Consider the following 25,962-nt stretch of genomic DNA (forward strand, 5'->3'; position numbering starts at 1 on the left):
TATGATAGAGTAAACCTAACGATGAAGGTGAATGAAATGAATGCACTAGGTGAGAGACTTAAAGAAGCTCGGCAGAGGAAAGGCTGGAGCCAGACTCATGTCTGTGACAAGTTAAAGATCTCGAATTCCAGGCTCTCAGGGTATGAGAGGAATTACCGCGAACCGGATACAAAGATGCTGACGACGCTGGCTTCTCTCTATCAAGTCTCTATTGACTGGCTGACAGGGCTTTCAGATGAGCCAGGCCACAGCTTGAATGGAAGAAAAAAAGCCCCCTCTTTTAAAAATAAAGAACTTCAAAGCTGGTACGAAAATTTACCGTTTGAGAATGAGAAAGACCTTAACAAGCTGAAAAAAATATGGGATATTCTATCAAGCCAATGAAAAAGCTGAATCTTAAATTAGATTCAGCTTTTTCCCTCAGATTAAATACGGGGAAGATTTACTCCTTTTCTCGATCTTCTTTAGACGATTTTGTAAAACCATCTCGGCGGTTCACGATTTCAAATAATCCAGTGCCTGATAACCCGGCTCCTGCCCCCGCCCATAATCGCAGGACAAGATCCATATCTGTCAGCGGGTACGCCAATGATCCAAGTAGTAAACCTGTCCCTACACTGAGTAAGGGAACATAATTTTTTGGAAGCGGTATCGTTCGTTTAATCACTTCCACACTTCCTACAACGAAAGGGCTTAGAACTGTTACAAAAAGCAGCAGCTCCTGCATTATTTCATGCTCCAAGAGACCACCCCTCCCAAAAAAAAAGACCCGGTACAAAGAACTGATTCCTAAACCACCTCTATACCAGACCTTATAGTAGTATAGTACGCATGATAGAAAGAGAGGTGATACCATTTGTCACCTTTTGTCATTATTTTAAAAGAAGCGGGTATATGATCATAGAGCCAAGCTATTACGGGAGGTTATTATGACTTTAACGAAGAGAAAAAAACGCGCTGCCTTACTGATCATTTATGAATGCATTCTTATTACAGCTGCCTTACTTTCAGTGTTATTCATTTGGACAGAGAACTCATTCATTTATTATATCGACCAGTACCTTTGGATTATTTTCTTAATAGATGTGCTCATACGCTTCACAAGTGCAGAAAATAAATGGACGTACTTCAAACGCAATCCTTTTGATTTTGTCGCAGCAGTGCCACTCGACAGTATATTTCAGCTGGCAAGATTGGCCAGAATTATTAAATTAATTCGCATCCTCTCCATAGCCAAACATCAAATTCGACCTTTTTTTCATATTTTACGTACCAACGGACTGGACTGCGTGTTGACGGTCTCTTTCTTGCTTATCTTTGGATCTGCGATCATAGTGAAAATGGGAACCAGGGATTGAGACTTTTGCAGATGGGGTGTGGTGGTCGATCGTAACAACGACAACCGTCGGTTATGGTGATATCTCCCCTTCGACCACGATCGGAAGGTTAATTGCCGTCATTCTAATGTTAATCGGCATCGGACTGATCGGAATGCTGACAGGGTCCATTACAACTTTTTTCGTAAAAGAACAAACGTCCAGGCACCCGACAATACCCTTTATAAAAGGGCAGCTTAACCGGTATGAAGATTTAACAATTGATGAAATGAAGCAGTTGACTGTATTAATGGAGGAAATGAAAGAGGAGAAACTAAGAAAATAAAGTAACGCCCCCGGCAGGATTCGAACCTGCGGCACACGGTTTAGGAAACCAGTTTCGTAAAGGTACATATTCGGTATGACCGTTAGTTTTAGCCTCATAGCAAGGGTTTCCCCTAACGTTTGCTATAACGTTGACAACTAACGTTCATACTAATGTCTTTCGTTCAATATATCCGTATCATTTATTTCACTACGGAAATTATACCGTTATTTTGTTATTCATACAACCTTTAATGTTAGAGTCAGTCCATCTTTTGGTTTTTTTGCATGCAAGGAATATATGTAAGTCCATATAATAATTTGGTATTATAAGTAATAACCGTAAATTTCTAAAAACGATACTAATAAAAGAAAATGCCAAAATAGGAGGATGAGGTGTAATTTAGTTGGGTAATGAACACGAAAAATTAATAATAGGCTTTATTTTTATCCTTAGTGGTATCTTATATTTGCTAAACCTTGATTTTCTAAGTCCTTTAGTAGAATTCAGTCTTACCTTAGCTGCTTTTTTACTTAGTGTTTCCGGTTTGTTTAATGAACCAATTAAAGAGAATAAAAAAGTTTCTTTATTCTCTTTACTAAAATACGTGTTTTACACTTTGGCTTTAATGTCCCTTTTTGTTCTTCCTCAATTTGAAAGAAGTCAATATGTTAATGATTTAGTTACTTCTATAAACAGTACCGCTTTCTTAATGTTTGGTCTAGGTATCAGCTTTTTCACTCTTCATTTTAGTGCGAAGGATATTGAGAAATATAAGCGAAAACACCAACAAGATGTCCTAGAAGCCAGAATAAACGAAAGGAAAGAAATCATGGCAGAAATTTATAAGAAGGGGAAAAAAGATAAATAATGGGGGAGTTAAATTGTTTAATGAAAAAGAACATAAAGATTATGAAACGAGAGTTGAACTAACACTTAAAAGAAAAGAAGAAGGTTTATTAAGTCCTTGGCAAATTTCTAATCTAGTTTCAAAAATGTCTAGTTACTACTATAAGAATGAGTTACTCAACACTATTTCTTTGGCAATTGAAAATGGTATTCGGCCGAATAATATATTTATCATGGATGATTCATTTAACGTAAACCGTAGTTACTCTTATGTAAACACATTTGATTTAAATAAAATTAACGATGTTAAGAATTTTTACCACCTTGGCGTTCCTACCTCACTATTTCCTAACAAGACCTTGTTAAGAGTAAAATTATCATTTACCTATTTCAGCAAGATATATACATACCTTAATTCGAAAAACTTAGATAGACCGGATAAACAGAAACTCATTGATATAGTGGACTTATGTACTAAGTATAATGACATTGAGGAAGCTTTAAATATGATAAAAGACATGGCTGAAAACATAATCATCTATAACGCTAATCCTCAACTAAATAAGAGAAAGTTAATAAAGAAAGTTAATGAAATATACGATGAAATATATAATCGGTATCACCAATTTGAAAAAGAAGAACCTCTAATTTCCACTTTAGAAGCTGAATTAAGTGAAGGTTATACAGATTTATTGAGAACTAAGGACAAAAATTACAATAGAATTGAGAATGAATATTTCAACAAATTCTTTAAGATTATTGCAGACCTTACTCGACCTATTGTAGGTATCTACTACCCTGAAACCAATAGTATTCAAATTTTATGTTACAGTTTTATAAATCAACAAGCTAGAGATAATAAATTTATAGATATTAAAACTATTAGCCATAACAGTCCTTACCTTATTTGTTTATTGATTGGGATTGCGGTTGCCTCACCACTTCTAAAAACTTTCAAAGACTTAGAAGATGACAGAACACTAGAAAATAATGAAATGCGTTTAAGTGGAGAAGATGAAAATACCCGTGAAGAATTGGAAGAAATGTTTGACCAAATAGAGTTTATTGATAATAAACCGGAAAATAAATCTATTGATAACATGGAAAACGATTATCTAAAGGACAAGCTAGATTCCAATCGTAGTAAGAACGATGCAAAATTTAATGAACCAATATCAAATTATAATTTCAATAACACTCACATTGAGATTAAAATCATAAAAGATATCGACAATCAGCAAGACCATCATTAATTAAAATAGGAGAGGATAAAATCCCTCTCCTATCTTTTAATGTTCTTCATATAATATTATGCATTCATTGGTTTCTCTGATTAAATTCAACTACATGTTCTATTGCTTCATTAATCGCCTTTCCTCTGCTTTCATCGCTGGTAAAAGCTTTCTTACTCTCCATTGAGTCCACTTGGATAGCATGGGCATTATAATTCTTCCCATCATTCCATACATCGACCGCAAAAGCCCCACGTTCATTATAAATAATTTCTCTTTCAGCTTTAAAAGTATTCATACCCTTTTCGCCTCCCTTATCATTTTCATTATAGAGTTCTTTAGTTTTCTTGATAACTTTATCTTCAAATTTGTCTAATCCCTTAAAAAACTCTTGTGGTTTCCACTTTTTCTAGCTATAAATACACCTCCTAACAAACCCTTAAAATTACCTTTAAATTCCTTTAAGTATCAGTACCCATTTATTGATTAGGTTAATCGTACTAAAGAAAAGAGTTTAATTTCTAGAATTAGTGCTTTTTAACTTTGTGGAATTTTTCCACCGTAAAACCCGGTACATTCTATAAGAACGAAGGGAGTAATATGTAAGCAAGAACAGGATAGTAACTGTTCTTACTCTCTTCAATAAATTATAGCTTACTCAATAATAATATCGTTAGGATTTACATTAGCTTCCGTGAGTTGCTTTCCTGTGTCGCTATAACCCGCACTCATTTTCTCCATTGGGGATAGTTCACGGTTAACCTTCTGCCCGTCGAATGAATAAGACTCGCCCGCCTTGCGTTCTGTTTGGTCTGTATCCTGCTTATGTGACTCATAACCTGCACTCATAAGAGTTAAGGGGCTTTTATGTGCTTCGTGTAACTTATCGGGGTCAACGTCACCGAATAGAGAAGATTTCTTCTCCTGGGTAGCTTTTTTATACATTTCTAGGTCTGTTTGTTGCTTATTGAAATAAATTGCAGGGGCTTCGCCTTTCTCTACAAAAGTATTGTATAGGTCAAGGGCTTCCGTATCTCCTGCGAACGCCTTTTCTTGTAGTTCTCTGATTTGTTGTTGATGTGCCATTATTTAACCTCTCCTTTAAGTTGTTTAATTACTTCGTTTAGTGTTCCTAAGTCGTCCATACCCTGTACGCGTCTAGTAAATAACGCTAGGGCTTCATCCTGCTTCTTTCTAATCTCTTGCCCCTGTTTTAATGCTTTTCTAAACTGTTCCATTTTATATAGTCCCTTCTGCGTGAGTTTGATTTACATATTCTTCGAATTGCTTAGTAGTCATATCGTTCCTGCTTGCTAACATTGGAATTAAGACATTGTAGAAACGTTTCTGAATATCATGTGACTGTGTTCTAATCCATATAAAGGGGTTTCTCGTTCCTTTAGATGAATTAATAGCCCTGCTTACATAAATAACATTCTCGTAAGTGTCGCCTAATCCTGTACCCCATGAAAGGGCGGTAAAATGGTCTGTGGTTATGTCCTCGGTTTCATGAGTTAATAGACATTTATATCCTTGTTCTTTTAATGCTTGTTCCCTAAGTTCAAAAGTCATAGTAGACGGCAACCCTGCCAATTTAGCACGGTATTTGTTTGCCCTTATAACTTTTGTTTTTCTGTTCGTCTTCTCGTAGCACTTAGAACAATTAGGGCGTTTATTGCTGAACCCGTTCGACATAGTATCAAAATGTTTAGCCGTTCTAAACTTTCCACAATCCGTACAGACTCGGCTTGTCATTCTTCCTTTATCATCTGTAAATATGATTGTTTTCCAATTCCTCTTAGTGATTAACATTTTCTTATATCCCCCTTTTCTGTGTCTCTCTCTTTTATAAAATTGTATGAATAGCTAAGAATGAACCTATAACAATAACTAGCATGTCTAATCTTCCATACAATCTGTTTTCCTGTTTCATTGTTTCCTCCACCTTCTTATAAATTAGAAAAGACGGGAAGGAGTGACCAACCCGCCTTAAACTTATTTAATCCGTGCTTAGTGCCTCTTTTAATTCCACAATACATAAGGTGTTTTATTTCTTAAATGTCTCCTTGTTTTCCAATGTGATAGAAGAAACTTTCTTATCGTGTAATGCCGTGCTTAACTCGTCGGGAAGCACAATAGGCGTGTAGTAATTTCTATCCCGTGATTGATAACGACGGCTTAATGATAGTTCGTAGAAGTCGCGGGGATTCTTATAAGATAGCCCCAACGTGTTCCGTACATTGTTAAACGTCTTATTGTAGTCCTTTGTAAACTCGCTTTTCTTCTCCGCGTACTCGACTAACTTCTCTAGGTACTGAATCTTAATTGCGTTTAGTTCGTCATATAGCTTATAGAAGTCCTCTCCTGCGTCCTTTACAAACTGCTTTCTTTCTTCCTCGACTTCCTTCTTAGCCTTCTCTAGTTCGGACTGAATAGCCGTATCAACCTTAGACAATGTTTCTTGAACGTCTTTAATTTCTTCCTCAACCTTTTTACGGTCTGTGGTTAGCTTCTTAGTTGGTTCTCCACCTTCAATGATAGCTAAGTTTAAATCATCCTGTTCGGCTTCATATAAATTCTTATGTTCGTCTCGTAAGTCCTTTAGCTTTGTTTGTAGTTTCTCTTTACGCTTCTCACCGTTTGTTAGTAGCTTCTCAACTCGTTTAACTGCATTACCCTTGTATAATTTCATTATATAAATCCCCCTCAAATTGTTCTCCTAGATAGCTATATACCTCTTTCATTACTTCGGGCGGGTACTTTGCAATTAAGCACCGTTTCCCCTGTCTAATGTTTCTTTCTAAATAGATAAGCTTGTTATAACCATTTTCAATGACTATGGTAGCTTTCGTTAGTTCCTCATGTTCCGCCTTACTTTTGTCGGTCTTTCTTAACAAAAGGTTATATTTAGAATTCGGATTATTTTGCTTCTCCATGATATTGTCAACAATCTTATTTCGGCTTTGGATATTTTTGTCCAACTCCTTAGAAATTGAATCATAGAGTTTCTTTACCTTCTTAATGTTATCCTCAATATATTCCCCTCTATTGTCTTTAATGGTTACTGGGTTTTGGTGATAATCCACATAAAAACCACCAAGTTTCCTCTTTCCCATTTGCTTTCTCTCCTTCTTGAAACTTTATTTATAATTACTTCACCCGTTTAATGTAAGGGTTCTTCTCACCTGCTATCTTTCTTAATTCCTCTAGTTCTGCTTTTTCGCGTATCTCTTGTTCTTCTTTTTCCTTCATTTGTTTTCGTTCTTCGTCGGTGTAAAGTAACGCGTCTAGTTCTGCTATATCCTCGGAAGTATAGCCATCTTTTACAGGGTCAAGTTTTTCTTCCTTACTAACGATTTCTTTTTTCTCTGCGGACAATAAATCAAATACCTTAGCAAATAGTTCCATATGTTTATAACTTCCCGAAAGTGCCTTCTCTTTTAAGACATCATAATACTGTGGTATGGCGTCCCTTGTGGCTTCTTTTTTCCATTCGTTGTGCTTCTGTTTACCGTGGTCACTATTCGCCCATAAAGATAGAGTTTTCCTGTTTATCCCATGTGATTTAGCAATATCCGCCTGTGTTTCCCCGCCTAAACTTCTGTCGAAGTAATCTAATAAAATTCTTATTTGTTTTTCATTTAACCTCGAATCCCTCTTCATTCTTTAAAACCTCCTGCTTATTTTCTTCAAACTCTACGATTAACGTGAATGCTGCGATTGTTTGGTCACTTACTTTTAAATCTCGACGTAAAGCCCTTAGAAATCTGTAATAGTTTCTGTGTGAAATAGTCGCTTCTTCTCGTTCCATGATAGCGACGTAGTTGGGACTAATCCCCGTTAACTTGCTGAATTCATCGACTGATAAATTTCTCATGAGACGTGCCATGCGAATAACAGTACCGCGTAGTTCGAACGTTTCTTTCATATATTTAACCTCCTTTAAAATCATATTTAATTAAAAATGTTACGCTTCTCTCCATAAGAAAAGCAGGGAAAGCTGGAAAGCTTAACCCTGCAATACAGAAGGAGAATTTAACTAATGAAACATATTGTAAGCACTAGAAAAAGTTAAGGAATATAAAGTTCCCTTTCTCATTCTTCTACTCATACTGTCAACGTTAAATACAAGTAAATGTAATAAGGTTGATAGATGAAATAGAAGAATAAAAGCCAATCTTATTTCCTAATGTACTAGACATTATTCCAATAAGAATAACAAGCGTAGACCTTAATTTTTTTAAAATACAATATTCATACGCCTATCCATATCGTTCTGCAATATTGCAGGTTAGTGGACTAAGATTCCCATTCAACACCATAACTATATATGCCTAACACTTTTCGTTCCTCTCTACTTCGTGTAAGATTTCCGAAGTCATTTCCTCACATACTTCTTTGCCAATTTTTATCGTTACTTAACTCCTTCCGTTAATTCTTGGTTATATTCAATCTCAATTTGGTCTAATGCGTTGTTCAGTACCTTATTAGATAATACGGACAAAATATTAATGCCGTACCGTTCTTGTAGGCTTGCTATACGGTCAACCGTTTTATTATTAAGCTGAACAGTTCGCTTTGTCGTATCATCCTTTACAAACTCGTCCATTAATTCATTCATAGCTTTGTCAAGGGATTCTACATCGTCGCTTACGCTTGCTTCTCCACAATCTAGGCATATACCTTTAGTAGTGTTCTTGAAGCCATCTGTGTTTTTTTCCTCCTTACATACGGTACATTCACAAGAAATTATATTGTTGTTCTGGTCAATTTTTATGGATACTCCTTGGATGTTTTTTACAATAGTAAACATGTTTAAAAGTCTCCTTTACTTATTGAATATTCATTACAAAATGACCGACCGCCCCGTCGTCTGGTGCGGAACATGGTCTAGGTCTTAATCTTTATTCTATATTGTAGAAAAAATCTTAATTTCTATTGTTTTGTAAATAATAGAGGAAGTGATTTTCTTCCTCATGTTTATCTTGTTATATGGTTCTAGTTAATGGTTCTAGTTACGTATTGATACGCGATACAACCAAATAACGTTTTTTGATACAACCATATATCGTTTTTGAATATAACCCCTGTCACAAACCTTGTGATTAATCATTTTTCTTATGAAAGATAACTTCTTCTCGCTTGCCTTCGAATACTGCAATCTGTGAAATGGGCTTAATCCGATAAACTGAATTATTAGCCCCTCTTTTATTCTCACGTAGTTCTCTTGTAATGATTGGCTTACCATTATAGCGATACTCTAATAGTTTCTTAACTTGTCGGGTAATTGTATTAGGTCTAACCCCTAACTTCTCCGCTAGTTGTCTTTGTGTCGGGTATGCTTCGCCGTGTTTGTTCATGTAAGAAGCAATAGTAATTAATAGCCCTACCCCGTCCATGCCTATATCCTTAGAAATACCACTATTAAATAATGGTGCATACACTTTCAAGAAAAACCCCTCCTGTGTTAGTTCTCCTACTTTTGCTTTCACCTGTTGTTGTTCCATAACTAGATAACTCCCTTTCGTCTCTCTTTTTGTTTTGACACTCAAAAAGTGCCTATATAAGTCCTTTCAATTACGGGTCAAATACAACCACCTTTTGTTGAAAGTTTTGACATATACGTGAACTCTACTAATTTCTGCTGAACTCATCTTGTCTAATCTATATTTTTTATTGGATATGAAATCGCCATTCCGTGACATTCTTCTTAATAGTTGGGGTAAAAATAAGAATCCGTGACAAAAAGTTATAAATGTCTCATTCGAAGGTTTAAAATTAGTGGGGAATTTTTTCTAGCGATTTTCAGATTTTAGAGAGGTTGAATTTGTTTTCAAGTAAGTATGAGGGGCTACAATATGAGGACTATTTCAACTTGAACCATTGTTCGGAAAGGTGTAGACGGATGTTCATATCCTATTGTTAGTCGCTTTTAGGGTAACGTTAGTTTGTTTAGACGTATCACCCGACGGTTTAAATTTGGTGTAGAAATTCACTGTTCGCCCGTTCCCGTTATACGGATACCCGCGTCCCCCCATACCGCCCCTTAGCTTATCTGTGGACGTTCTAACCTCTTTCTCTTGCCGTATTTCCTGTTGTATATTCTCGTCTGTGGCTGCCTCTGTGTTTCTATGAATAAAGGTAGCAATAAAGTTATTACAATAAACACACGGTTTATATTGTTTAATTATTTTAAACCGAAATAACTTTCAGTAGATTAATCTAATGTAAGAAATCATATAAAAACGTACATTCATTTCCTTTTATCTATTGCGTTTGTTAATGATTGGTTATATATTAGACATACACTAACAAAAACGTACATTCATTTCCCTGCTATACAAGGGATTAAGAAAGGTGTCTATATACAATGCCTAATCAAGTTAAGGACGTTCAACCGATAAGAGATAAGGAAGTAATAGAGGATATGAAGTGGTCACTTCGCCGCCATTGTGGGGAACGTGATTACATACTATTCATACTAGGAATTAATACAGGGCTTAGAGTGGGGGATATGTTAAGACTTAGAGTTAAGGACGTAAGGTATAAGAAGCGTGTTAAGATTAAAGAGGGGAAAACTAATAAGCCCCGTGTCATTTACTTAGATAGTGTGTATGAGGATATACAAGCATATGTGAAGGGCTTGGATAGTGAGTGGTTATTTCCTTCACGTAAAGGGGATAAGGCTATCAGTACCACACAAGCATATAGGGCGTTAAATAAAGCAGGGGTAATGGTAGATATAGAGGAAGGCATAGGAACTCATACAATGCGTAAGACGTTCGGCTATTGGTATTATAAGAAGCACTTAAACATGGCAAGCCTACAAAGTATCTTGAACCACACTCACCCCGATATAACAAAAAGGTATATAGGTATAACCGAAGAAGAAATAGAGGAAAGTTTAGCTGACTTTAAACTATAAGAACGAGGAATAAGACGGTAGAGAATTAAGTTTCTCGCCGTCTTTTTACTGTATAATCATTGTTAATTCATCTATATAAGACTAACTGAATAATATTTAAATAAGTGACAATTGATACTTCTTTACATACGGTGAATAAACCTTAAATGTAGTGATGGCAAGGAATTGGACAATATATGTACCAATGGAGAGTCATAGATATGTGTGCTTGTGGGGCGTGTTTTATGGGTTTTATAACTTCATGTTAGGATACATAGAAATGTCGAAAGACTACTCTATGTTGAAAGACGGTCTTAGTTCATTACAGTATCACTAAGTCCGTATTTTTCTAATACCAGGTCTACAATTAATTCAATTGCTTCCTCTGCGTCTTCTGATTTATCTTCAATTCGTTCAGTTAACTCTGCCAATAAGTAATAGTCATTAGTTAAGTATATTAACGTTTTATACATTCCAGTATCAATGTCCACGGTAATACCCATGTTATCCAGCTTAGAACATAATTCTTGAAAACTCATATCTTCGACGATTAATTTACAAACCATGTCTTTTACCATATATCTTACTTGTTCCATACTTATCCTCCTATCTCCCAATTGTCTTATCGACAAGTTCCTTTATATCCACTTCTTTACCTTCCCTACGTTCTGAAGTATATTGAGTAAGGACATTAACATAAGGACTTATATCATACATGTCTTTACCTTTATGTATGAAGAATCCTCCCTTCACAAGCTTATCAATGTATTCTTGGAGTGCTGCTTTACTTATGCCTTTTCTTTTAGCAATATTTGATATGTCTATTTTTCTACTATAATCGTTTTTATACACATTTTCCCTCCTAACTATTGTTCTTAATTAATTTATACTACTTCCAATTAATAGTAAATATTTACCATGAAAATATTGCTATATAAAAAACCTAGTCCAATTAAGGAAACTAGGAATTCACAATGTGAAATCACACGATTATTTAGAGATTCTTCATTTATCATAGCTTACTCTCTAATCCGAATTTTTATCTTTTGGTACAAATACCATCCCACCTAACTTCTCTCTTATTTCTTTCAGTTCCTTTTTACGTTGGCGTTCTATTAAATCAGGGTAAGTGTTACCTTGTTTCTTTGCTTTTTTCATCCAATAATAAATCATTACTCTAGATATACCATACTTAGCTACCTTTCTTACCGGTTCAACCATAGAGTGAAGATGTGAATTATCAAACTTAACGTTGACCTGTAATTTGTAATAGTCATTAAAAAAATCATTACTCACTACAAAAGCTTTTCTAACCTCATCCCTAAAGCCAACTTCGACCTCAATTTCATCAGTACTACTATTTTCTAATGTTGCAAGTGGCTTTGATAAGTGACATTGTTTATCTTCAGTTATGACAATTAGATATGTTCTTAACGCTATTCCATTACCAAAGTTTTTTACTCTTACTTTAATGAACTGTTGTTCTCCATCCTTCCTAGTTAGCTTATTGTTTGTTCTTGTGACAACAAGCCTTGGAGAATCAATAGCTTGTACATTACGTTTTGCAAATAAAACCGTACCGATTGTTACAAGCAGTAATGAGATGTTTACTAATATGGTGATTAAGTTAAAAATTTCGCTTGTATTCATAATAACCACCTCAAATTTTTAAAATTATTTCAGCGGTATTTCTATTACCGATTTCCTTTTCTACTCTTTTTTGCTTGCTTACGTTTATTTTTCTTCTTACCTGGTTTTTTTTTATTTGGGTTAAACTGCTTTTTACTTCTACTAGACTCAATGGCAATAGATGGAGGAATAAAGCCTCCTTTTTCAAAATATATGTCATCAAATAACATTGAAAAATTTGGGTCAAAGAAAATAAAGTGATTTGAAACTTCTAAGTTTTCAAAACTTCCATTTTCTAAATAGTGTCCTAGTATTTCTAACTCGTCCGTAGTAATGAATTGGGGATGATACTTTTCTCTTTCATCCAAATAATTCAAAAATTCATATTGGTCTTTATTCATATATTTAATACCTTCTAAGCCAGTTTCCAAATCAAAAATATTAGTAGCCCATGGATATTGTTCACCACTTTCTTTTGTGAGTAAATATGATAAATTCACCGCCAGTATTCCCATTTCTTCTGCAGTAACAACTATACTATAAACTTTTTGTATCTTACTTCTTTCAAGAGTAACCAATTCATCACCTTTTGAATTATACAATACAGTTTTTTCTTTAGAATTTATAATATTCTTTAGATTGTTTGCTTGGTTATAGGCTTTTTGAATTCCACCATCACTGTTAAAGTCACCTTTAATTCTTTTGAAAGCTTTATCAGGATTTCTGAAGGGTTCTTTAACCTTAGAGGCTTTGACTTCAACGATTAACAAATAATTCTCAAATTCTATCACTAAATCATGTTCATTTTGAGACTGATTATCTTCAAATACCGAGGTATAATAATTTGCTTTCTCTTTAAAAAAGCCCTTAAATATATTTCCAGCCTTTTTCTCAGTTTGGTTATCCCGATTTTTATAGAAACTTAATTTCAATTTACTATTTTCCATTAGAGAACTAAGTTGGATGTAAATAGCATGTATAATTTGTTTTTGTATAGGAATAAATAATAAATTATCTGATTTCTTCCATATAGGAGATTTTTCAAAAGGATTTGTTTCAGTGTAATAAAAAAAGTCCCTTTTTTCCCTTTCCATTGAAAATAATTCAATAAATCTTTCAGCTACTTCTTCACCAAATTCATTTCTTAACTCAGCAACTTCAAGTCGGGGCATTAATTGTAATTCTCTATCGAATTTTTCCATATTAGCTAGATATAAATTTTTTCTAGCTTGTTCAAAAGTTCCTCCATTTTTTTTAACATAATTAAAGATTATGGCTTGGTCTCCCTGTGCTTTTTCTTGAAGACTTTTGATATTATCCAATTTCTCTTGAAGCTTATTTTGAATAAATAGGTGAATATTTATTAGTTCTTCAACTGATATACTCATTTGACTCTTAATATAATCTGAATAAGGTAAAAACCATTCATTTAATCTATCTATTACTTGTTCTTCATATGTAAGATAGTTTGTATTAAAATAATTCAAAAATACCTGCATGCTTATTTCCCTTGATTTAATCCATTGTTCATTAACATCTTCTTCATCTTCAGGTTCAAATAACTCACTATATAAATCGACTATTTCATTGAGATTTCTTTTAATTCGTTCCATTCTATCTTCTTGAAGTATTGTTACCTTTTCGTTTTCTTCACTTGATAAGATTAACCCTATTACATACATGTATTGCTTAAAGGGAGAACTTAAATTTGTCTTCGTAAATATATCTTCTGATGGGGTTGTCATATTTCCAAATTCTTCAGCTATTATGAAAAGCAAAGATTCAGTATCAGTTTTACTTAACATCTTTCTTAAAGAACTAATTTTTGTTTCTAGTTTATCGTAAACAGAAATACTCATGACCAAACCCCACTTCCTATTAATTCTTTTTATGGGTTTATTATACTAGATTCTAGTATATTTCTCTCCCCTATGCCTGAATTAACCAGATTGCTTAGGAAACGTTGGTCATGAGAACGACTACCTTTGAAGCATTCAAAAAAGAATGCTAAAAGCAGACGTTCCTTAATTCTGAATTGAACCGAGTTGTTGAGGGTTCCGCAGTATCACCTTGTTTGAACGCTTGGACTTCTCCAACAACGAACTTTCTACACATAAAGCTAGTCCTATGTGCTTTTATCTATTCGTTGCTACCCGTACCGCAGTACGCCTAGCTACCAAACCGAACCGTTAATGGTCGTTCTCACCTAGTAACCACAAGCAAAACAAGGAACACTTATAGTGTGGCTACGATTGAATTTATTTGCGTCGGCTTCAATCATTACCTATCAAGGTTAGATTTACGTCGTGTTATTGGGCATTCCACGACGGGAAACCCGCATAGCTGCTAAAAATGGCATTACTTAATACAACTTGCAAATATCAACTTTTTTCGTTAATATATGGAAGTAGCTAAACGGTGTTTCTATTTAGTTATATCGAGTATTTGGTCAGGCGGTGCGAACGCCTGGCTTTTTCTTTTTGGTTTTATTTAGACAAGCTACCTCTCATGCAAAGCTTTCAAATATTCCTTAAATAGCCCTCCTTTACCTTTTCCTTAGACGTAAAACCGGACTATATAGTGCGTGTTGGTTACGGATACTTTTATCATCCATCTGTATATATTTGCGAGTAGTAGTTATATTCGCGTGTCCCACTATCCTCTGTAGGGTGAACACGTCGCCACCGCTTATAATGAAATTTCTACAAAACATGTGTCGGAACATATGCGGTGAAATACGCTTCCTTATTCCTGCTTGTTCTTTATAATTGTTTAAACGCTTCCTAAACGAGTTAGGGTTATATTTTGTTCCTATATTCGAAAGCATTACATAATCAGTGTCGAAGTTAGCCTTATTTTCAGTTACCAACTCCATGAGTAGTTTTACTACTGAATTTGAAAGAGGTAATATTCTAGGCTTCCGATTCTTATTTTTAATCGCAGGAAGGACAATTGACCGTGTTTTAAAATCCACTTCTGATACTTCTAAATCGCAAACTTCCGAAATTCTCATCCCCGTATCTAACATTAAATACATCATTACTAAATCCCTGAATTGTGCATACTGACTAATATCAGGAATGGATAGCAACAAGTCTATTTCTTTATCCGTGAGAGGTTCAAAAGAATCTTCATCCACCCGCATTAGTTTAATATTCTTTACGGGATTATTATTTATAATCTCTTCTTCGTATAAAGCATTAAAGAAGCATTTCATAAATCTAATCCTCACGTTAATTGTAAAAGGCGACAATCCAACTTCGTTTGTTTTTTGATTTATGTGTTCTTCCTTTAGGTAAACAATATACTCACGTAACAGATTAGTTGTAATATCAGACACGTTTTCAATATCCGAATAACTAACTGACAACCATTTCCGAAAGCCATCCATAAGAACATAATAATCTTTCATGGTTCTATCTCTAACACCTGTCGCTTTTTTTAATGAGATAAAACTGTCAAAAGCTTGTTCGATTGTATAATCATTCGTAATGTGTGAATTAGTATAGCTTGGACTAGTGGTTCTCCGTCTTACAATTGCTTTACCTTTACGACTGTTTTTGGACAAACAAAAAACGCCTCCTTTCGTTTACAATTTGTCGATACAGACAAATGAACGAAAAAAGACGTCGGTTTGTACTTATTTACGAAATCAGACCGTTTCCCCTCGCCATTGCTAACGAGTTGACAAACGCTGATATGGTAGGCTAAACGCCCCCGGCAGGATTCGAACCTGCGGCACACGGTTTAGGAAACCGATGCTCTATCCCCTGAGCTACGGGGGCACATGATTCATATTATACAAAAGTACCGACCAATTGAAAAGGGAATTTATTTGATAAATCGATTCAATCTATTACTTCCCTTTCTTTCGTGTGGTAAAATAATACTTGTCTGTCTAAACGAATCGAATTTTGTTTTTTACCGGATATAAGGAGGATAAGAGATGAGACAATTACCTTTCATAGCAGTGGAAGGCCCTATCGGGGTTGGTAAAACGTCTCTGTCTAAAAAGCTCGCCTCCCAGTTTGATTTTCACTTACTGAAGGAAATCGTTGAGGAGAATCCGTTTTTAGGCAAGTTTTACGAAAATATTGATGAATGGAGCTTTCAGACGGAAATGTTTTTCCTGTGCAACCGGGTAAAACAGCTGGAAGATATTGAGCGCGATTATTTAAACCAGGGGAAGCCTGTCGTGGCTGATTACCACATTTCTAAAAATATGATCTTCGCCCGCCGTACATTGCGCGAAAACCAATTCCATAAATATGCTCAAATTTTTGATATACTGACGAATGATATGCCGAAACCTACTATGGTCGTGTACCTGCACGCCGGTTTAGATACCCTCCTCGAGCGTATTCGCATGAGAAACAGGGATATAGAAGCAAACATTCAACCATCCTATCTAGAACAGCTGTCTCAGGATTATGAGGATTTTATGACCCATTTTGAAGCGGCACACCCAGAGACTCCTGTTATTCGTATTAATGGAGATGATCTCGACTTCGTGAAGCGTCAAGATGATTTACACTATATTGTCGACCAAGTGAAGCGCCACTTGAATAAAGGAGAAGTATTGAAATGAACGCACGTGAACGTTACGGAATCCCTCATGACAGTGTGATCACGATTGCCGGTACGGTAGGTGTAGGGAAATCCACAATGACCAATGCATTAGCAGAGGCTCTCAATTTTAGAACCTCCTTCGAAAAAGTTGAAACCAATCCTTATCTCGACAAATTTTACAGTGACTTTGAACGCTGGAGCTTTCACCTGCAGATCTACTTTCTTGCTGAGCGGTTCAAGGAGCAGAAGAAGATCTTTGAATACGGCGGAGGTTTTATTCAGGATCGTTCGATTTATGAGGATACCGGAATTTTTGCCCGCATGCATTATGAAAAGGGGACCATGTCAGAGATAGATTATAACACGTATACCAACTTGTTTGATGCGATGGTAATGACGCCGTATTTTCCACATCCGGACCTGCTTATTTACCTTGAGGGCTCGTTTGATGATATTTTCAGCCGCATTCAGGAACGTGGACGCGAGATGGAGCAGCAGACGCCTGTAGAGTACTGGGAAGAGATGTTTAAACGATACGAGAACTGGATAGATAATTTTAATTCATGCCCTGTGCTGCGTCTCAATATCGCTGATTACGATGTATTAAATGATGAATCCAGCATCGATCCTGTATTGGAGAAGATCGGTCACTTTATCCAACAGTCTCGCAAATGGCGGTCCAGCCACTTATTAACGTAATTTATAGCAGAAGTCCAGGCAATCCTTTCATTGCTTGGGCTTTTTATTATTGGATTTAAAGTATGCTCATCAATTGCACGTGTAAAAACGGTTTGTTTAATTTTGTGAATTTTGAAATAATAAGAATAGATAAGGAGGGGAAGGATGAAAGTCGAAAAGATTTTTGGTCTATTTAGTCTTGCTTTTATATAACTCACCCAATTAAACTGCTGCCTTTCGCTCTGATTGCCGGAGGTATTAACTTTCTTATTATAGGATGGAGAAGTTTAGGAAGGAATAAAGACTCGTGGGGATACTTCTATATATTTGTATCGGTTTTTTGCGCTTTTTATGGGAGCTTTAAGTTATTTGCATAAAGTCATTAAAGTAATTGTTTCTATTCCTTCAGCATAGGGAAGGAATTCTCTTTTAAACTGACCCAGGCCTGTCATTAGGTTTTAGCATAAAAAGAAAAACCGCTGCATGCTGCAGCGGTTTCTGTTCTCTATAATCTCCAATATTTATGCGCGATTGTTGAAAATAATGGCGGAGGAGGAGGGATTCGAACCCCCGCGGGCCGTGAAGCCCCTGGCGGTTTTCAAGACCGCTCCCTTCAGCCGAACTTGGGTACTCCTCCGTGTGACCGACAATAAATAATATATCACTTCATAGTTTATCCGTCAATATTATTGTCGATTTTTTTGTGAAATTGTTTACAGATTGGTTATCTGCCTGCCCATTATACTAATACGGCGGTGCTCAGTCATGTCGATGATGTTTATTAAGGAACTGACTCCAATAAAGGCTGGCCAGTTCCTTTTTCAAAAACTATTTAATCACTTTTTTACCGCCCATATAAGGTTGAAGCACCTCAGGGACGACCACGGAACCATCTTCCTGCTGATAATTCTCAAGAATGGCCGCTACCGTACGGCCGATTGCTAAACCAGAACCGTTTAGTGTATGCACATACTCAGGTTTTCCTTTTTCTTCTCGGCGGAAGCGAATGCCGGCACGTCGGGCCTGGAAGTCTTCGAAGTTTGAGCAGGAGCTGATTTCACGGTACGTATCATTGCTTGGAATCCATACTTCAATATCGTACTTCTTCGCAGCCGTAAATCCTAAATCTCCTGTACACATACTCATGACGCGGTATGGAAGTTTTAGGAGCTGAAGGACTTTCTCTGCATGCCCTGTCAGGTCTTCCAGCACTTGATAAGAATCTTCGGGTTTAGCGAACTGGACAAGCTCTACTTTGTTAAACTGGTGCTGGCGGATCAGTCCGCGTGTGTCACGGCCTGCAGATCCTGCTTCTGAGCGGAAGTTTGTGCTGAAGGCGACAAACTTTTGCGGAAGCTGCTCCATGTTCAAAATTTCATCACGATGATAATTGGTAACCGGGACTTCAGCCGTCGGCACGAGGAAGTATTCCCAATCTTCAATTTTAAAAGCGTCCTCTTCAAACTTAGGCAGCTGCCCGGTTCCTGTCATCGATGTGCGGTTAACGAGCTGAGGCGGCAGCATTTCCTGATAGCCATGCTCGTCGGAATGAAGGTCCATCATGAAATTAAGTAAGGCTCTCTCTAAACGCGCCCCCAGCCCTTTATAGAAAACAAAGCGGCTTCCGGTCACTTTAGAAGCTCTCTCAAAATCTACAATTCCTAAATCTGTGGCGACATCCCAGTGGGGCTTTGCTTCAAAGTCAAACTGAGGGACCTCTCCCCATTTGCGGTCTTCAATATTATCGTCTTCATCCTCACCCACCGGGACGCTTTCATGAGGAATGTTAGGGATTGATAACAGCAGCGTATCAAGACGTTCCTCCACCTGTTTTAATTCAGCATCGAGCTCTTTTATGCGATCCCCTACCTGACGCATTTCTTTAATTTTATCGTCCGCATCCTTTTTTTCCTTTTTCAAAGTAGAAATTTCTTTTGATACTTCATTTCTTTTTGCTTTCAGCTCTTCCGTTTCCTGGATCAGCTCACGACGGCGGCTGTCTAAATCACCGAATGTATCAAGATCAGAAAGGTCTTCCCCTCTTTTTAGCAGCTTTTGCTTCACGTCTTCAAAGTTCTGGCGTAAATATTTCATGTCTAACATGGTATGTCCTCCTTTAATAAAAATTAAAAAACTCCCGCCCCTTTTATTGAAAAAAGGGACGAGAGCTTGGTAATGAGTTCCCGCGATACCACCCTGGTTGAAGGCACTATGACCTTCCGGCTTAAGACTCATAACGGTGAGACGCCGGTTTATCCTACGTAAAGGTTCAGATAAACTACTCAAGGACGGATTCTCAAGCCTTCTTCATCAGTTCCCACCAGCCACTGACTCTCTAAGGAAGAATAAACCTGATACTATCTCCTATCATCATATCTTCGTAATTACACTATCTTTCAAATAAGAATAGCGGATTCTCGATTAAGATGCAAGTGATTTTTTAGAAGCTTCGACCATTTGTACAAAATGCTCGGTTAATCGATGATCATCTGTCAGCTCAGGATGGAATGAGCAGGCCAGGAAATTATCCTGCTTCGCAGCTACGATATTGCCTTCGTATTCAGCTAATACAGTGGCTCCATCTCCGACCCCTTCAATATAAGGTGCACGAATAAAGACTGCATTATACTGATCAGCAACACCTTTAATATCCAGCGGCGCTTCGAAGCTTTCGCGCTGGCGGCCAAAGGCATTCCGGCGGACGCGGATATCCATTAATCCTAAGTGAACATCATAAGACCCATCAATTTCAGAAGCTAACAGGATTAATCCAGCACACGTACCAAAGATCGGCTTTCCCTGCTGCCCAAATTGACGAATAGGCTCAAGGAAATTGTATTTATCAATGAGACGACGAATCGTAGTGCTTTCCCCTCCAGGGATTATCAAACCATCAATCTCATCCAGCTGTTCAATTTTCTTCACGACCATACCTTCTGCTCCAGATGCTTCTACCGAACGGATGTGTTCACGAAAAGCTCCTTGAAGCCCTAACACACCAATTGTAGTCATGATGCATGTCTCCTTTTTGTTTCATAAGCTGCCCTTCACTTGAGCGGACAAGAGGACGGGGCTGCTTGACGTAATCATCTCTCTCCGCTTTTCTTTCTTACTGACTTCTTTCCTGCATGCGCTGATCTTCTGTTAATGTGCTCATTTCAATACCCTTCATCGCTGTTCCAAGACCTTTAGAAATTTCAGCGATCAGCTTATAGTCGTCGTAATGAGTGGTTGCTTCTACGATGGCACGGGCAAATTTAGCCGGGTTGTCTGACTTGAAGATTCCTGATCCAACGAAAACTCCGTCTGCGCCTAGCTGCATCATTAGAGATGCGTCAGCTGGGGTAGCAATTCCGCCTGCAGCAAAGTTTACGACAGGAAGACGTCCTTCTTCACGAATTTCCAGCAGAAGGTCGAATGGCGCGCCATGATCTTTAGCGTAGACCATCACTTCATCCTCAGACATGCTTTGCAGCTGACGAATCTGTGATTGGACCTGACGCATGTGACTGACAGCTTCTACAATGTTTCCTGTACCTGGTTCACCTTTTGTACGAAGCATAGACGCGCCTTCACGAATTCGACGGGTCGCTTCCCCAAGGTTTCGGCAACCACATACAAATGGTACCGTGTAGTCGTCTTTTTTAATGTGGTAGATTTCATCAGCCGGAGTTAATACTTCACTCTCATCGATATAATCTACTCCCATGGATTCCAGTACACGAGCCTCTGTAATATGGCCGATACGTGCTTTAGCCATTACAGGGATTGATACGGCATTCATAACTTCCTCTACAATGGTAGGGTCCGCCATACGCGCTACGCCGCCCGCTGCACGAATATCAGATGGAACACGTTCGAGAGCCATTACTGCTACAGCTCCAGCTTCTTCAGCGATTTTTGCCTGCTCCGCATTTACAACGTCCATGATGACGCCGCCTTTTTGCATTTCTGCCATTCCGCGTTTTACGCGGTCAGTACCTGTTTGAGCCATGATAATTCCTCCCTGAATATCTATAATAGTCGATCATAATGATCTGAATCTTTTTTCCTAAAATCTATTGTAACGCATACGAGCGCTAAATCCTACTAGATAAATTGGATTTTTCCCAGCTTAGAACCAGCCTTTGACTACACTTACAGCACTTGAGTAAATATCACTGAAAAAGTCGCCTACAGCACCTACCGTCAGCATAAACCAGTTTGCTTTTTCTACACTTGAAGAAGTGACAACATCTACTTCTGTACGGAGTTTTTCTCCTGTATGCAGATCGCTGTACGTTTCTTCACCGTTATAAACAAGCTCAGCGGTTCCTACTTTTTCTCCTGCTTCAAACGGTGCTTCAAGCTGGCCGTTCTTATCTAAAGAATCCTCCGATAAGTTCACTTCCACCTCGTATTGGTCATCTTCGCCGCTTTTCACCGGAGCCGTAATCGCACCTGCTGTTTCAAGCTCTACCGCATCATCTTTCCCTTTTGAAACTTCAATTTCTGATTGGCCATCGATCTGGTGGCCATCCTGGAATAATTCTTTTTCTTCAAATTCATTAAAGCCGTATTCAAAAAGCTTCTTCGTTTCTTCAAAACGCGCATCTTCACTTTCTGTTTTCATAACCACAGAAATCAAACGCTGACCGTCACGTTCCGCAGTACCTGTAAAGCAGTATCCGGCTAAATCGGTAAAGCCTGTCTTCAATCCATCCACGCCTTCATAGCTTCCTGCCGCTAACTGCCCCGGCATCCCAGGCAGCATACGGTTCCAGTTAATAATCTCCTGGCCGTCAAATTCTGTTTCCGGCACAGAGGAAATCTCCAGTGCTTCTGGATAGTCATTCACAAGATGATAAGCTAAAATAGCCGCAGACCGCGCCGATAACAGGTTCGTATCGTCTCTTTCTGTACCTTCAGGATAATTGTCTCCAAGGTCACTATTTTCTAATCCGGAGGCATTAACGAATTGGTAATCTTCCATGCCTAATTCTTCCGCTTTCTCATTCATCATTTCTACAAATTCGCCTTCTGAGCCTGCCACTAGTTCAGCTAGTGCAATCGATGTAGCATTGTCAGAATTAATCGCCATCGCTTCATAAAGCTCACGAACCGTATAATCTTGACTTTGTGTTAAACCAACTCCAGAAAATGTAGAGTCAGCGGATATGCTATATGGATAATCACTTATTTGTGTGGTAGTCTCCCAATCAATTTCGCCTTCTTCTATAGCTTCTAATACGAGATATTCCGTCATCATTTTCGCCATACTTGCTGGAGGTAATGTTAAATCAGAATCCTTCTCGTATAAAATTTTTCCTGACTCTGCGTCAACTAGTATTGCTGAATCGGCTTCAACATCCACTGTGTCTGCGTATGTAGGTTCAGGATTTCCAAAAACCGTAACGACACTTAAAATAAAGGCCATCCCCAGGACCAACGATGCTTGTAATCTTAACTTCAACTCTCTCAACCTCCACGGAATAATAAATAATGTGCATCTTTAATATTCTACCATATGCCACCATAAAAAAATAGACAGGGAAAAGTCCCTGTCTATGATTTATTTTGAGGGTCAAATGGAGTAGTTTGGCGCCTCTTTTGTAATTTGAACATCGTGTGGGTGACTTTCTCTCAAACCTGCGCCAGTAATCCTAGTAAATTTAGCGTCTTTGCGCAGCGTTTCAATTTCTCTGGCACCACAATACCCCATTCCAGCTCGGAGACCGCCGAGCAGCTGGTGAATGGAATCGCCGAGTGGTCCTTTATACGGCATACGGCCTTCGATCCCTTCTGGAACCAATTTCTTCGACTCTGATTCGCTTTGGAAATAGCGGTCTTTAGATCCAGACTCCATCGCGCCGACTGATCCCATACCGCGGTACACTTTAAAGCGTCGTCCTTGATAAATTTCAGTATCCCCGGGACTTTCCGAAACGCCGGCAAGCAGACTGCCAAGCATTACAGCATGAGCTCCTGCTGCGATTGCTTTAACAATATCACCGGAATACTTAATACCGCCGTCCGCAATGACAGGAATGCCATGTTTTGAAGCTTCCATTGCACAATCATTGACAGCTGTAATCTGAGGAACCCCTACACCAGCTACAACACGTGTCGTGCAGATGGATCCAGGTCCAATCCCCACTTTAACTACATCCGCTCCAGCCTCGGCTAATTCACGAGTCGCTTCTGCAGTAGCTACGTTACCAGCAATGATATTAATGTCAGGATACTTCGCGCGAATACGTTTTACCTGCTCAATCACTCCCTGTGAATGGCCATGAGCGGTATCGACTACCAGGGCATCCACCTGCGCTTCAACAAGCTTATCAATTCTAGTCATCGCATCAGCCGTCACACCCACCGCTGCAGCAACGAGCAGCCGTCCCTGTTCGTCTTTGGCGGCCAGCGGGAATTCAATCACTTTCTCAATATCTTTAATGGTGATAAGACCTTTGAGGATACCCTGCGAATCCACCATCGGAAGCTTTTCAATCTTATATTTCTGCAAAATTTTCTCTGCTTCATCAAGAGTCGTGCCCACCGGAGCGGTCACTAAATCTTCGCTCGTCATCACTTCACTGATGGCAAGAGAATAATCGTCCATGAAACGAAGATCGCGGTTCGTAATAATACCGACAAGCTTCTGCTCTTTTTCGTTATTCACAATCGGCACGCCTGAAATTCTGAATTTGCCCATCAAATGCTCAGCATCAAATACCTGATGTTCAGGAGTTAAAAAGAACGGGTTGGTAATTACTCCGCTTTCCGAACGTTTTACTCGATCGACGTGTTCCGCCTGCTCTTCAATCGACATGTTTTTGTGAACGACTCCTAAACCACCCTGCCGGGCCATTCCAATTGCCATAGGAGCTTCCGTAACCGTGTCCATACCTGCACTCATAATCGGCATGTTCAGCTTTAACGTTGGCGATAATTCAGTGGCTAACGAGACATCTCTTGGAAGAACGTCAGACTTAGCAGGCAGCAAAAGAACATCATCAAACGTTAATCCTTCTTTTGTAAACTTGTCCTCACGCATGCTTGATCCTCTCCTTAAATAGTTTGGGTAAATATGGGTAAAGTAAGTGGGTAATGGTTATACACTTTCTTATTGTTAATTACAATACGACAATAAATCTGCTTTTTCAAGAATAAAATCAGCTGTATCCCTTGAAATAATAGGAAAGGAGAACGACTTTGGCAAATCAGGACCTCGTGTTTCTAACGTACTTAAAATCCACTTCTCATACGCGGGAATACTTAAATTACTGTTATCGGCATCACGGAGAGGAACAGGCGAAGCTGCTGGCTTATGAAAATGCCGAACGGTTTAGTTATGGTCTTCAACTGGGAGAAGAATTCTTAACTTCTGCTGCGCAGACACCCTTCAGTGTGAAGCCTTTACTTTATTACTATAGTTTAACTCATTTTTTAAAAAGTTGTATCGTAACGGTGGATCCTGCTTATCCCACAACCTCTAAGGTGCTGGCCCACGGACTCTCCACCCGAAAAAGAAAAAAGCAGCATTATCGATTTTTAGAGGATGAGATTCGGATTCAGCCGCATGGACTGTTTCCTTATGCAGCATCGAGCTTATTCGGCATACAAACCTTCCCGAATAAAGTCTCGATGGACCATCTTCTTCACCCCTTACTTTTTATGCAGGCCATTTATGATTACAAGGAAAAAAGAACACCGAAAACACCGCTTTTCCCAGAATTAACTGCCTCTTTTGCTGTACTCTATAATTTGAGTATGCTCGTCCGTTACGAAGGGGAATGGTGGGGGGAAATGATGCAGCTGCGCGACCGTGAAGATTATGTATTTATTCATCACTTTCTTGATTCCATGCCTCATCAAATTTATCATCTAACGTCTTCATGGCTAAAAAAACAGTCTCCTTTTTAGAGTTCCAGACTGTTGAAAAAGCTTGGATGAATGTACACAATAAGGGGTGAACCCGGAGGGCTATAAAGGCCCGAGGAAAGGGAGTCGTTTCCTAGAACCCTTTCCTCCTAATCCTGCAAGGGATGTATACGCACTTTCGAGCTCAACAAACTGAAAAACCAGTCTCCTTTTTAGAGACTAGCAGGCTGTCGAGAAAGTCTCGACAGCCTGAATTTTTTTGATTTCTTTTATTTTTCACCGCGTTTATTTGTTATCGGGTGATCTTTTGTTTCAGTCCAGAAAAGAACGACAAAATGAAATGGAAATCGTAACGATTGAAGAGCTTGTCCCGGAAAAATACTTACTCCGTAAGATTGACCAATATATAGATTTCTCCTTTATCCCCGAAAAAGTTCGAGAGCAGGCGTTACTGACGGCTGCCTGCCAGAACATGAAAAAGATTGCCCTTCACCTAACCAAGGTGAGTTAGGTGAAGGGCGGTCAAATACCAGGAGACTCCTGCGGAAAAACGGGCGATCCGAGACCCCGCAGTGGGGTTTTCACGAGGAGGCTCGGGCG

The 25,962-nt window shown here is 38.3% G+C and carries 31 protein-coding genes, 2 tRNA genes and 1 other annotated feature; of the genes, 10 read left to right on the forward strand and 23 right to left on the reverse strand.

Annotated elements, in window-relative coordinates:
- Positions 1-21: 21 nt before the first annotated feature.
- The gene (locus tag LF822_RS08040; RefSeq protein ID WP_253923525.1) at positions 22-384 is read left to right on the forward strand and encodes a helix-turn-helix domain-containing protein; all 363 of its coding nucleotides are present in this window, start codon (positions 22-24) and stop codon (positions 382-384) included.
- A 58-nt stretch (positions 385-442) separates the two neighbouring features.
- Here LF822_RS08040 and LF822_RS08045 read toward each other — a convergent pair whose 3' ends face one another.
- Positions 443-742, reverse strand: coding sequence for a holin (locus LF822_RS08045; RefSeq protein WP_371925857.1), 300 nt, complete (start codon positions 740-742; stop codon positions 443-445).
- A 187-nt stretch (positions 743-929) separates the two neighbouring features.
- On the opposite strand from LF822_RS08045, the gene LF822_RS08050 reads away from it, so the two are divergent.
- From LF822_RS08050 to LF822_RS08065, 4 genes are all read left to right on the forward strand, one after another.
- Positions 930-1,358, forward strand: coding sequence for an ion transporter (locus LF822_RS08050; RefSeq protein ID WP_253923526.1), 429 nt, complete (start codon positions 930-932; stop codon positions 1,356-1,358).
- Between the two features lie 16 nt (positions 1,359-1,374).
- Positions 1,375-1,662, forward strand: a complete 288-nt coding sequence (locus LF822_RS08055; protein ID WP_253923527.1) for a potassium channel family protein — start codon at positions 1,375-1,377, stop codon at positions 1,660-1,662.
- A 385-nt stretch (positions 1,663-2,047) separates the two neighbouring features.
- Positions 2,048-2,512 carry a hypothetical protein gene (locus LF822_RS08060; RefSeq protein WP_253923528.1) on the forward strand — a complete coding sequence of 155 codons (465 nt, stop codon included), beginning with the start codon at positions 2,048-2,050 and terminating at the stop codon, positions 2,510-2,512.
- Between the two features lie 13 nt (positions 2,513-2,525).
- Positions 2,526-3,743 (forward strand): hypothetical protein, encoded by a 1,218-nt coding sequence (locus LF822_RS08065; protein ID WP_253923529.1) that lies wholly within the window; start codon positions 2,526-2,528, stop codon positions 3,741-3,743.
- Positions 3,744-3,807: 64 nt separating this feature from the next.
- Here the strand turns inward: LF822_RS08065 and LF822_RS08070 are convergent, their stop codons facing one another.
- The 10 genes from LF822_RS08070 to LF822_RS08115 form a co-directional block, all read right to left on the reverse strand.
- Positions 3,808-4,020, reverse strand: a complete 213-nt coding sequence (locus LF822_RS08070) for a hypothetical protein (protein WP_253923530.1) — start codon at positions 4,018-4,020, stop codon at positions 3,808-3,810.
- Between the two features lie 356 nt (positions 4,021-4,376).
- Positions 4,377-4,808 (reverse strand): hypothetical protein, encoded by a 432-nt coding sequence (locus tag LF822_RS08075; protein WP_253923531.1) that lies wholly within the window; start codon positions 4,806-4,808, stop codon positions 4,377-4,379.
- Entirely contained in the window at positions 4,808-4,960 is a 153-nt protein-coding gene (locus LF822_RS08080; RefSeq protein WP_253923532.1) for a hypothetical protein, read from the reverse strand. The genes LF822_RS08075 and LF822_RS08080 overlap by 1 nt, the downstream gene beginning before the upstream one ends.
- A gap of 1 nt (position 4,961) precedes the next feature.
- Positions 4,962-5,534, reverse strand: a complete 573-nt coding sequence (locus tag LF822_RS08085) for a hypothetical protein (protein WP_253923533.1) — start codon at positions 5,532-5,534, stop codon at positions 4,962-4,964.
- Positions 5,535-5,769: 235 nt separating this feature from the next.
- Positions 5,770-6,414 carry a hypothetical protein gene (locus LF822_RS08090; RefSeq protein ID WP_253923534.1) on the reverse strand — a complete coding sequence of 215 codons (645 nt, stop codon included), beginning with the start codon at positions 6,412-6,414 and terminating at the stop codon, positions 5,770-5,772.
- Positions 6,395-6,838, reverse strand: a complete 444-nt coding sequence (locus LF822_RS08095; RefSeq protein ID WP_253923535.1) for a hypothetical protein — start codon at positions 6,836-6,838, stop codon at positions 6,395-6,397. The genes LF822_RS08090 and LF822_RS08095 overlap by 20 nt, the downstream gene beginning before the upstream one ends.
- A 34-nt stretch (positions 6,839-6,872) precedes the next feature.
- Positions 6,873-7,385, reverse strand: coding sequence for a phBC6A51 family helix-turn-helix protein (locus tag LF822_RS08100; RefSeq protein ID WP_253923536.1), 513 nt, complete (start codon positions 7,383-7,385; stop codon positions 6,873-6,875).
- On the reverse strand, positions 7,360-7,650 hold the full coding sequence (locus tag LF822_RS08105) for a helix-turn-helix domain-containing protein (protein WP_253923537.1): 291 nt from the start codon (positions 7,648-7,650) through the stop codon (positions 7,360-7,362). The genes LF822_RS08100 and LF822_RS08105 overlap by 26 nt, the downstream gene beginning before the upstream one ends.
- Before the next feature lie 486 nt (positions 7,651-8,136).
- Complete coding sequence (locus tag LF822_RS08110) at positions 8,137-8,535, reverse strand: hypothetical protein (protein WP_253923538.1); 399 nt, start codon at positions 8,533-8,535, stop codon at positions 8,137-8,139.
- A 292-nt stretch (positions 8,536-8,827) separates the two neighbouring features.
- A complete protein-coding gene (locus LF822_RS08115) occupies positions 8,828-9,229 on the reverse strand; it encodes a helix-turn-helix domain-containing protein (protein WP_253923539.1) in 402 nt (133 codons plus the stop codon).
- 863 nt (positions 9,230-10,092) lie between these two features.
- Between LF822_RS08115 and LF822_RS08120 the strand changes: the two genes are divergently transcribed.
- Positions 10,093-10,647: a tyrosine-type recombinase/integrase gene (locus LF822_RS08120; protein ID WP_253923540.1), complete on the forward strand. Its 555-nt coding sequence runs from the start codon at positions 10,093-10,095 to the stop codon at positions 10,645-10,647.
- A gap of 293 nt (positions 10,648-10,940) precedes the next feature.
- Here the strand turns inward: LF822_RS08120 and LF822_RS08125 are convergent, their stop codons facing one another.
- From LF822_RS08125 to LF822_RS08150, 6 genes are all read right to left on the reverse strand, one after another.
- The gene (locus LF822_RS08125; protein ID WP_253923541.1) at positions 10,941-11,222 is read right to left on the reverse strand and encodes a hypothetical protein; all 282 of its coding nucleotides are present in this window, start codon (positions 11,220-11,222) and stop codon (positions 10,941-10,943) included.
- Positions 11,223-11,232: 10 nt separating this feature from the next.
- Positions 11,233-11,478 (reverse strand): helix-turn-helix domain-containing protein, encoded by a 246-nt coding sequence (locus LF822_RS08130; protein ID WP_253923542.1) that lies wholly within the window; start codon positions 11,476-11,478, stop codon positions 11,233-11,235.
- Positions 11,479-11,652: 174 nt separating this feature from the next.
- Complete coding sequence (locus tag LF822_RS08135) at positions 11,653-12,276, reverse strand: hypothetical protein (RefSeq protein WP_253923543.1); 624 nt, start codon at positions 12,274-12,276, stop codon at positions 11,653-11,655.
- A 44-nt stretch (positions 12,277-12,320) separates the two neighbouring features.
- Positions 12,321-14,114: a hypothetical protein gene (locus tag LF822_RS08140; protein WP_253923544.1), complete on the reverse strand. Its 1,794-nt coding sequence runs from the start codon at positions 14,112-14,114 to the stop codon at positions 12,321-12,323.
- Positions 14,115-14,800: 686 nt separating this feature from the next.
- Positions 14,801-15,823, reverse strand: a complete 1,023-nt coding sequence (locus LF822_RS08145) for a tyrosine-type recombinase/integrase (RefSeq protein ID WP_253923545.1) — start codon at positions 15,821-15,823, stop codon at positions 14,801-14,803.
- Positions 15,824-15,967: 144 nt separating this feature from the next.
- Positions 15,968-16,040 (reverse strand) — tRNA-Arg (locus LF822_RS08150).
- Between the two features lie 161 nt (positions 16,041-16,201).
- Between LF822_RS08150 and LF822_RS08155 the strand changes: the two genes are divergently transcribed.
- On the forward strand, positions 16,202-16,843 hold the full coding sequence (locus LF822_RS08155; protein ID WP_253923546.1) for a deoxynucleoside kinase: 642 nt from the start codon (positions 16,202-16,204) through the stop codon (positions 16,841-16,843).
- Positions 16,840-17,523: a deoxynucleoside kinase gene (locus LF822_RS08160; RefSeq protein ID WP_253923547.1), complete on the forward strand. Its 684-nt coding sequence runs from the start codon at positions 16,840-16,842 to the stop codon at positions 17,521-17,523. Before LF822_RS08155 ends, LF822_RS08160 begins: the two co-directional genes overlap by 4 nt.
- A gap of 523 nt (positions 17,524-18,046) precedes the next feature.
- Here LF822_RS08160 and LF822_RS08165 read toward each other — a convergent pair.
- The 6 genes from LF822_RS08165 to guaB form a co-directional block, all read right to left on the reverse strand.
- Positions 18,047-18,139, reverse strand: a tRNA-Ser gene (locus LF822_RS08165).
- Positions 18,140-18,330: 191 nt separating this feature from the next.
- Entirely contained in the window at positions 18,331-19,605 is a 1,275-nt protein-coding gene (gene serS, locus LF822_RS08170) for a serine--tRNA ligase (RefSeq protein WP_253923548.1), read from the reverse strand.
- Positions 19,606-19,656: 51 nt separating this feature from the next.
- Positions 19,657-19,882: a binding site (T-box leader), on the reverse strand.
- 41 nt (positions 19,883-19,923) lie between these two features.
- Complete coding sequence (pdxT, locus tag LF822_RS08175) at positions 19,924-20,514, reverse strand: pyridoxal 5'-phosphate synthase glutaminase subunit PdxT (protein ID WP_253923549.1); 591 nt, start codon at positions 20,512-20,514, stop codon at positions 19,924-19,926.
- A 97-nt stretch (positions 20,515-20,611) separates the two neighbouring features.
- The gene (gene pdxS, locus LF822_RS08180; RefSeq protein ID WP_253923550.1) at positions 20,612-21,496 is read right to left on the reverse strand and encodes a pyridoxal 5'-phosphate synthase lyase subunit PdxS; all 885 of its coding nucleotides are present in this window, start codon (positions 21,494-21,496) and stop codon (positions 20,612-20,614) included.
- A gap of 120 nt (positions 21,497-21,616) precedes the next feature.
- A complete protein-coding gene (locus tag LF822_RS08185; RefSeq protein WP_371925858.1) occupies positions 21,617-22,954 on the reverse strand; it encodes a serine hydrolase in 1,338 nt (445 codons plus the stop codon).
- Positions 22,955-23,065: 111 nt separating this feature from the next.
- A complete protein-coding gene (gene guaB / locus LF822_RS08190; protein ID WP_253923551.1) occupies positions 23,066-24,535 on the reverse strand; it encodes an IMP dehydrogenase in 1,470 nt (489 codons plus the stop codon).
- A 158-nt stretch (positions 24,536-24,693) separates the two neighbouring features.
- Between guaB and LF822_RS08195 the strand changes: the two genes are divergently transcribed.
- Both LF822_RS08195 and LF822_RS08200 read left to right on the forward strand, forming a co-directional pair.
- Entirely contained in the window at positions 24,694-25,404 is a 711-nt protein-coding gene (locus tag LF822_RS08195; protein WP_253923552.1) for a YaaC family protein, read from the forward strand.
- A 265-nt stretch (positions 25,405-25,669) separates the two neighbouring features.
- A complete protein-coding gene (locus LF822_RS08200; protein ID WP_253924274.1) occupies positions 25,670-25,873 on the forward strand; it encodes a hypothetical protein in 204 nt (67 codons plus the stop codon).
- Positions 25,874-25,962 lie beyond the last annotated feature (89 nt).

The sequence above is a fragment of the Halobacillus sp. A5 genome, from assembly GCF_024189315.1.
GTDB lineage: Bacteria > Bacillota > Bacilli > Bacillales > Halobacillaceae > Halobacillus_A.

Bases quoted from the DNA above. Each gene is read 5' to 3' on its own strand.
- LF822_RS08105 (WP_253923537.1), bottom strand. From the start codon at position 7,650: ATGAAAGAAACGTTCGAACTACGCGGTACTGTTATTCGCATGGCACGT.
- pdxT (WP_253923549.1), bottom strand. From the start codon at position 20,514: ATGACTACAATTGGTGTGTTAGGGCTTCAAGGAGCTTTTCGTGAACAC.
- LF822_RS08125 (WP_253923541.1), bottom strand. From the start codon at position 11,222: ATGGAACAAGTAAGATATATGGTAAAAGACATGGTTTGTAAATTAATC.
- pdxS (WP_253923550.1), bottom strand. From the start codon at position 21,496: ATGGCTCAAACAGGTACTGACCGCGTAAAACGCGGAATGGCAGAAATG.
- LF822_RS08160 (WP_253923547.1), top strand. From the start codon at position 16,840: ATGAACGCACGTGAACGTTACGGAATCCCTCATGACAGTGTGATCACG.
- LF822_RS08040 (WP_253923525.1), top strand. From the start codon at position 22: ATGAAGGTGAATGAAATGAATGCACTAGGTGAGAGACTTAAAGAAGCT.
- LF822_RS08080 (WP_253923532.1), bottom strand. From the start codon at position 4,960: ATGGAACAGTTTAGAAAAGCATTAAAACAGGGGCAAGAGATTAGAAAG.
- LF822_RS08095 (WP_253923535.1), bottom strand. From the start codon at position 6,838: ATGGGAAAGAGGAAACTTGGTGGTTTTTATGTGGATTATCACCAAAAC.
- LF822_RS08100 (WP_253923536.1), bottom strand. From the start codon at position 7,385: ATGAAGAGGGATTCGAGGTTAAATGAAAAACAAATAAGAATTTTATTA.
- LF822_RS08090 (WP_253923534.1), bottom strand. From the start codon at position 6,414: ATGAAATTATACAAGGGTAATGCAGTTAAACGAGTTGAGAAGCTACTA.
- serS (WP_253923548.1), bottom strand. From the start codon at position 19,605: ATGTTAGACATGAAATATTTACGCCAGAACTTTGAAGACGTGAAGCAA.
- LF822_RS08120 (WP_253923540.1), top strand. From the start codon at position 10,093: ATGCCTAATCAAGTTAAGGACGTTCAACCGATAAGAGATAAGGAAGTA.
- LF822_RS08070 (WP_253923530.1), bottom strand. From the start codon at position 4,020: ATGAATACTTTTAAAGCTGAAAGAGAAATTATTTATAATGAACGTGGG.
- LF822_RS08085 (WP_253923533.1), bottom strand. From the start codon at position 5,534: ATGTTAATCACTAAGAGGAATTGGAAAACAATCATATTTACAGATGAT.
- LF822_RS08155 (WP_253923546.1), top strand. From the start codon at position 16,202: ATGAGACAATTACCTTTCATAGCAGTGGAAGGCCCTATCGGGGTTGGT.
- LF822_RS08110 (WP_253923538.1), bottom strand. From the start codon at position 8,535: ATGTTTACTATTGTAAAAAACATCCAAGGAGTATCCATAAAAATTGAC.
- guaB (WP_253923551.1), bottom strand. From the start codon at position 24,535: ATGCGTGAGGACAAGTTTACAAAAGAAGGATTAACGTTTGATGATGTT.
- LF822_RS08115 (WP_253923539.1), bottom strand. From the start codon at position 9,229: ATGGAACAACAACAGGTGAAAGCAAAAGTAGGAGAACTAACACAGGAG.
- LF822_RS08135 (WP_253923543.1), bottom strand. From the start codon at position 12,276: ATGAATACAAGCGAAATTTTTAACTTAATCACCATATTAGTAAACATC.
- LF822_RS08075 (WP_253923531.1), bottom strand. From the start codon at position 4,808: ATGGCACATCAACAACAAATCAGAGAACTACAAGAAAAGGCGTTCGCA.
- LF822_RS08140 (WP_253923544.1), bottom strand. From the start codon at position 14,114: ATGAGTATTTCTGTTTACGATAAACTAGAAACAAAAATTAGTTCTTTA.
- LF822_RS08050 (WP_253923526.1), top strand. From the start codon at position 930: ATGACTTTAACGAAGAGAAAAAAACGCGCTGCCTTACTGATCATTTAT.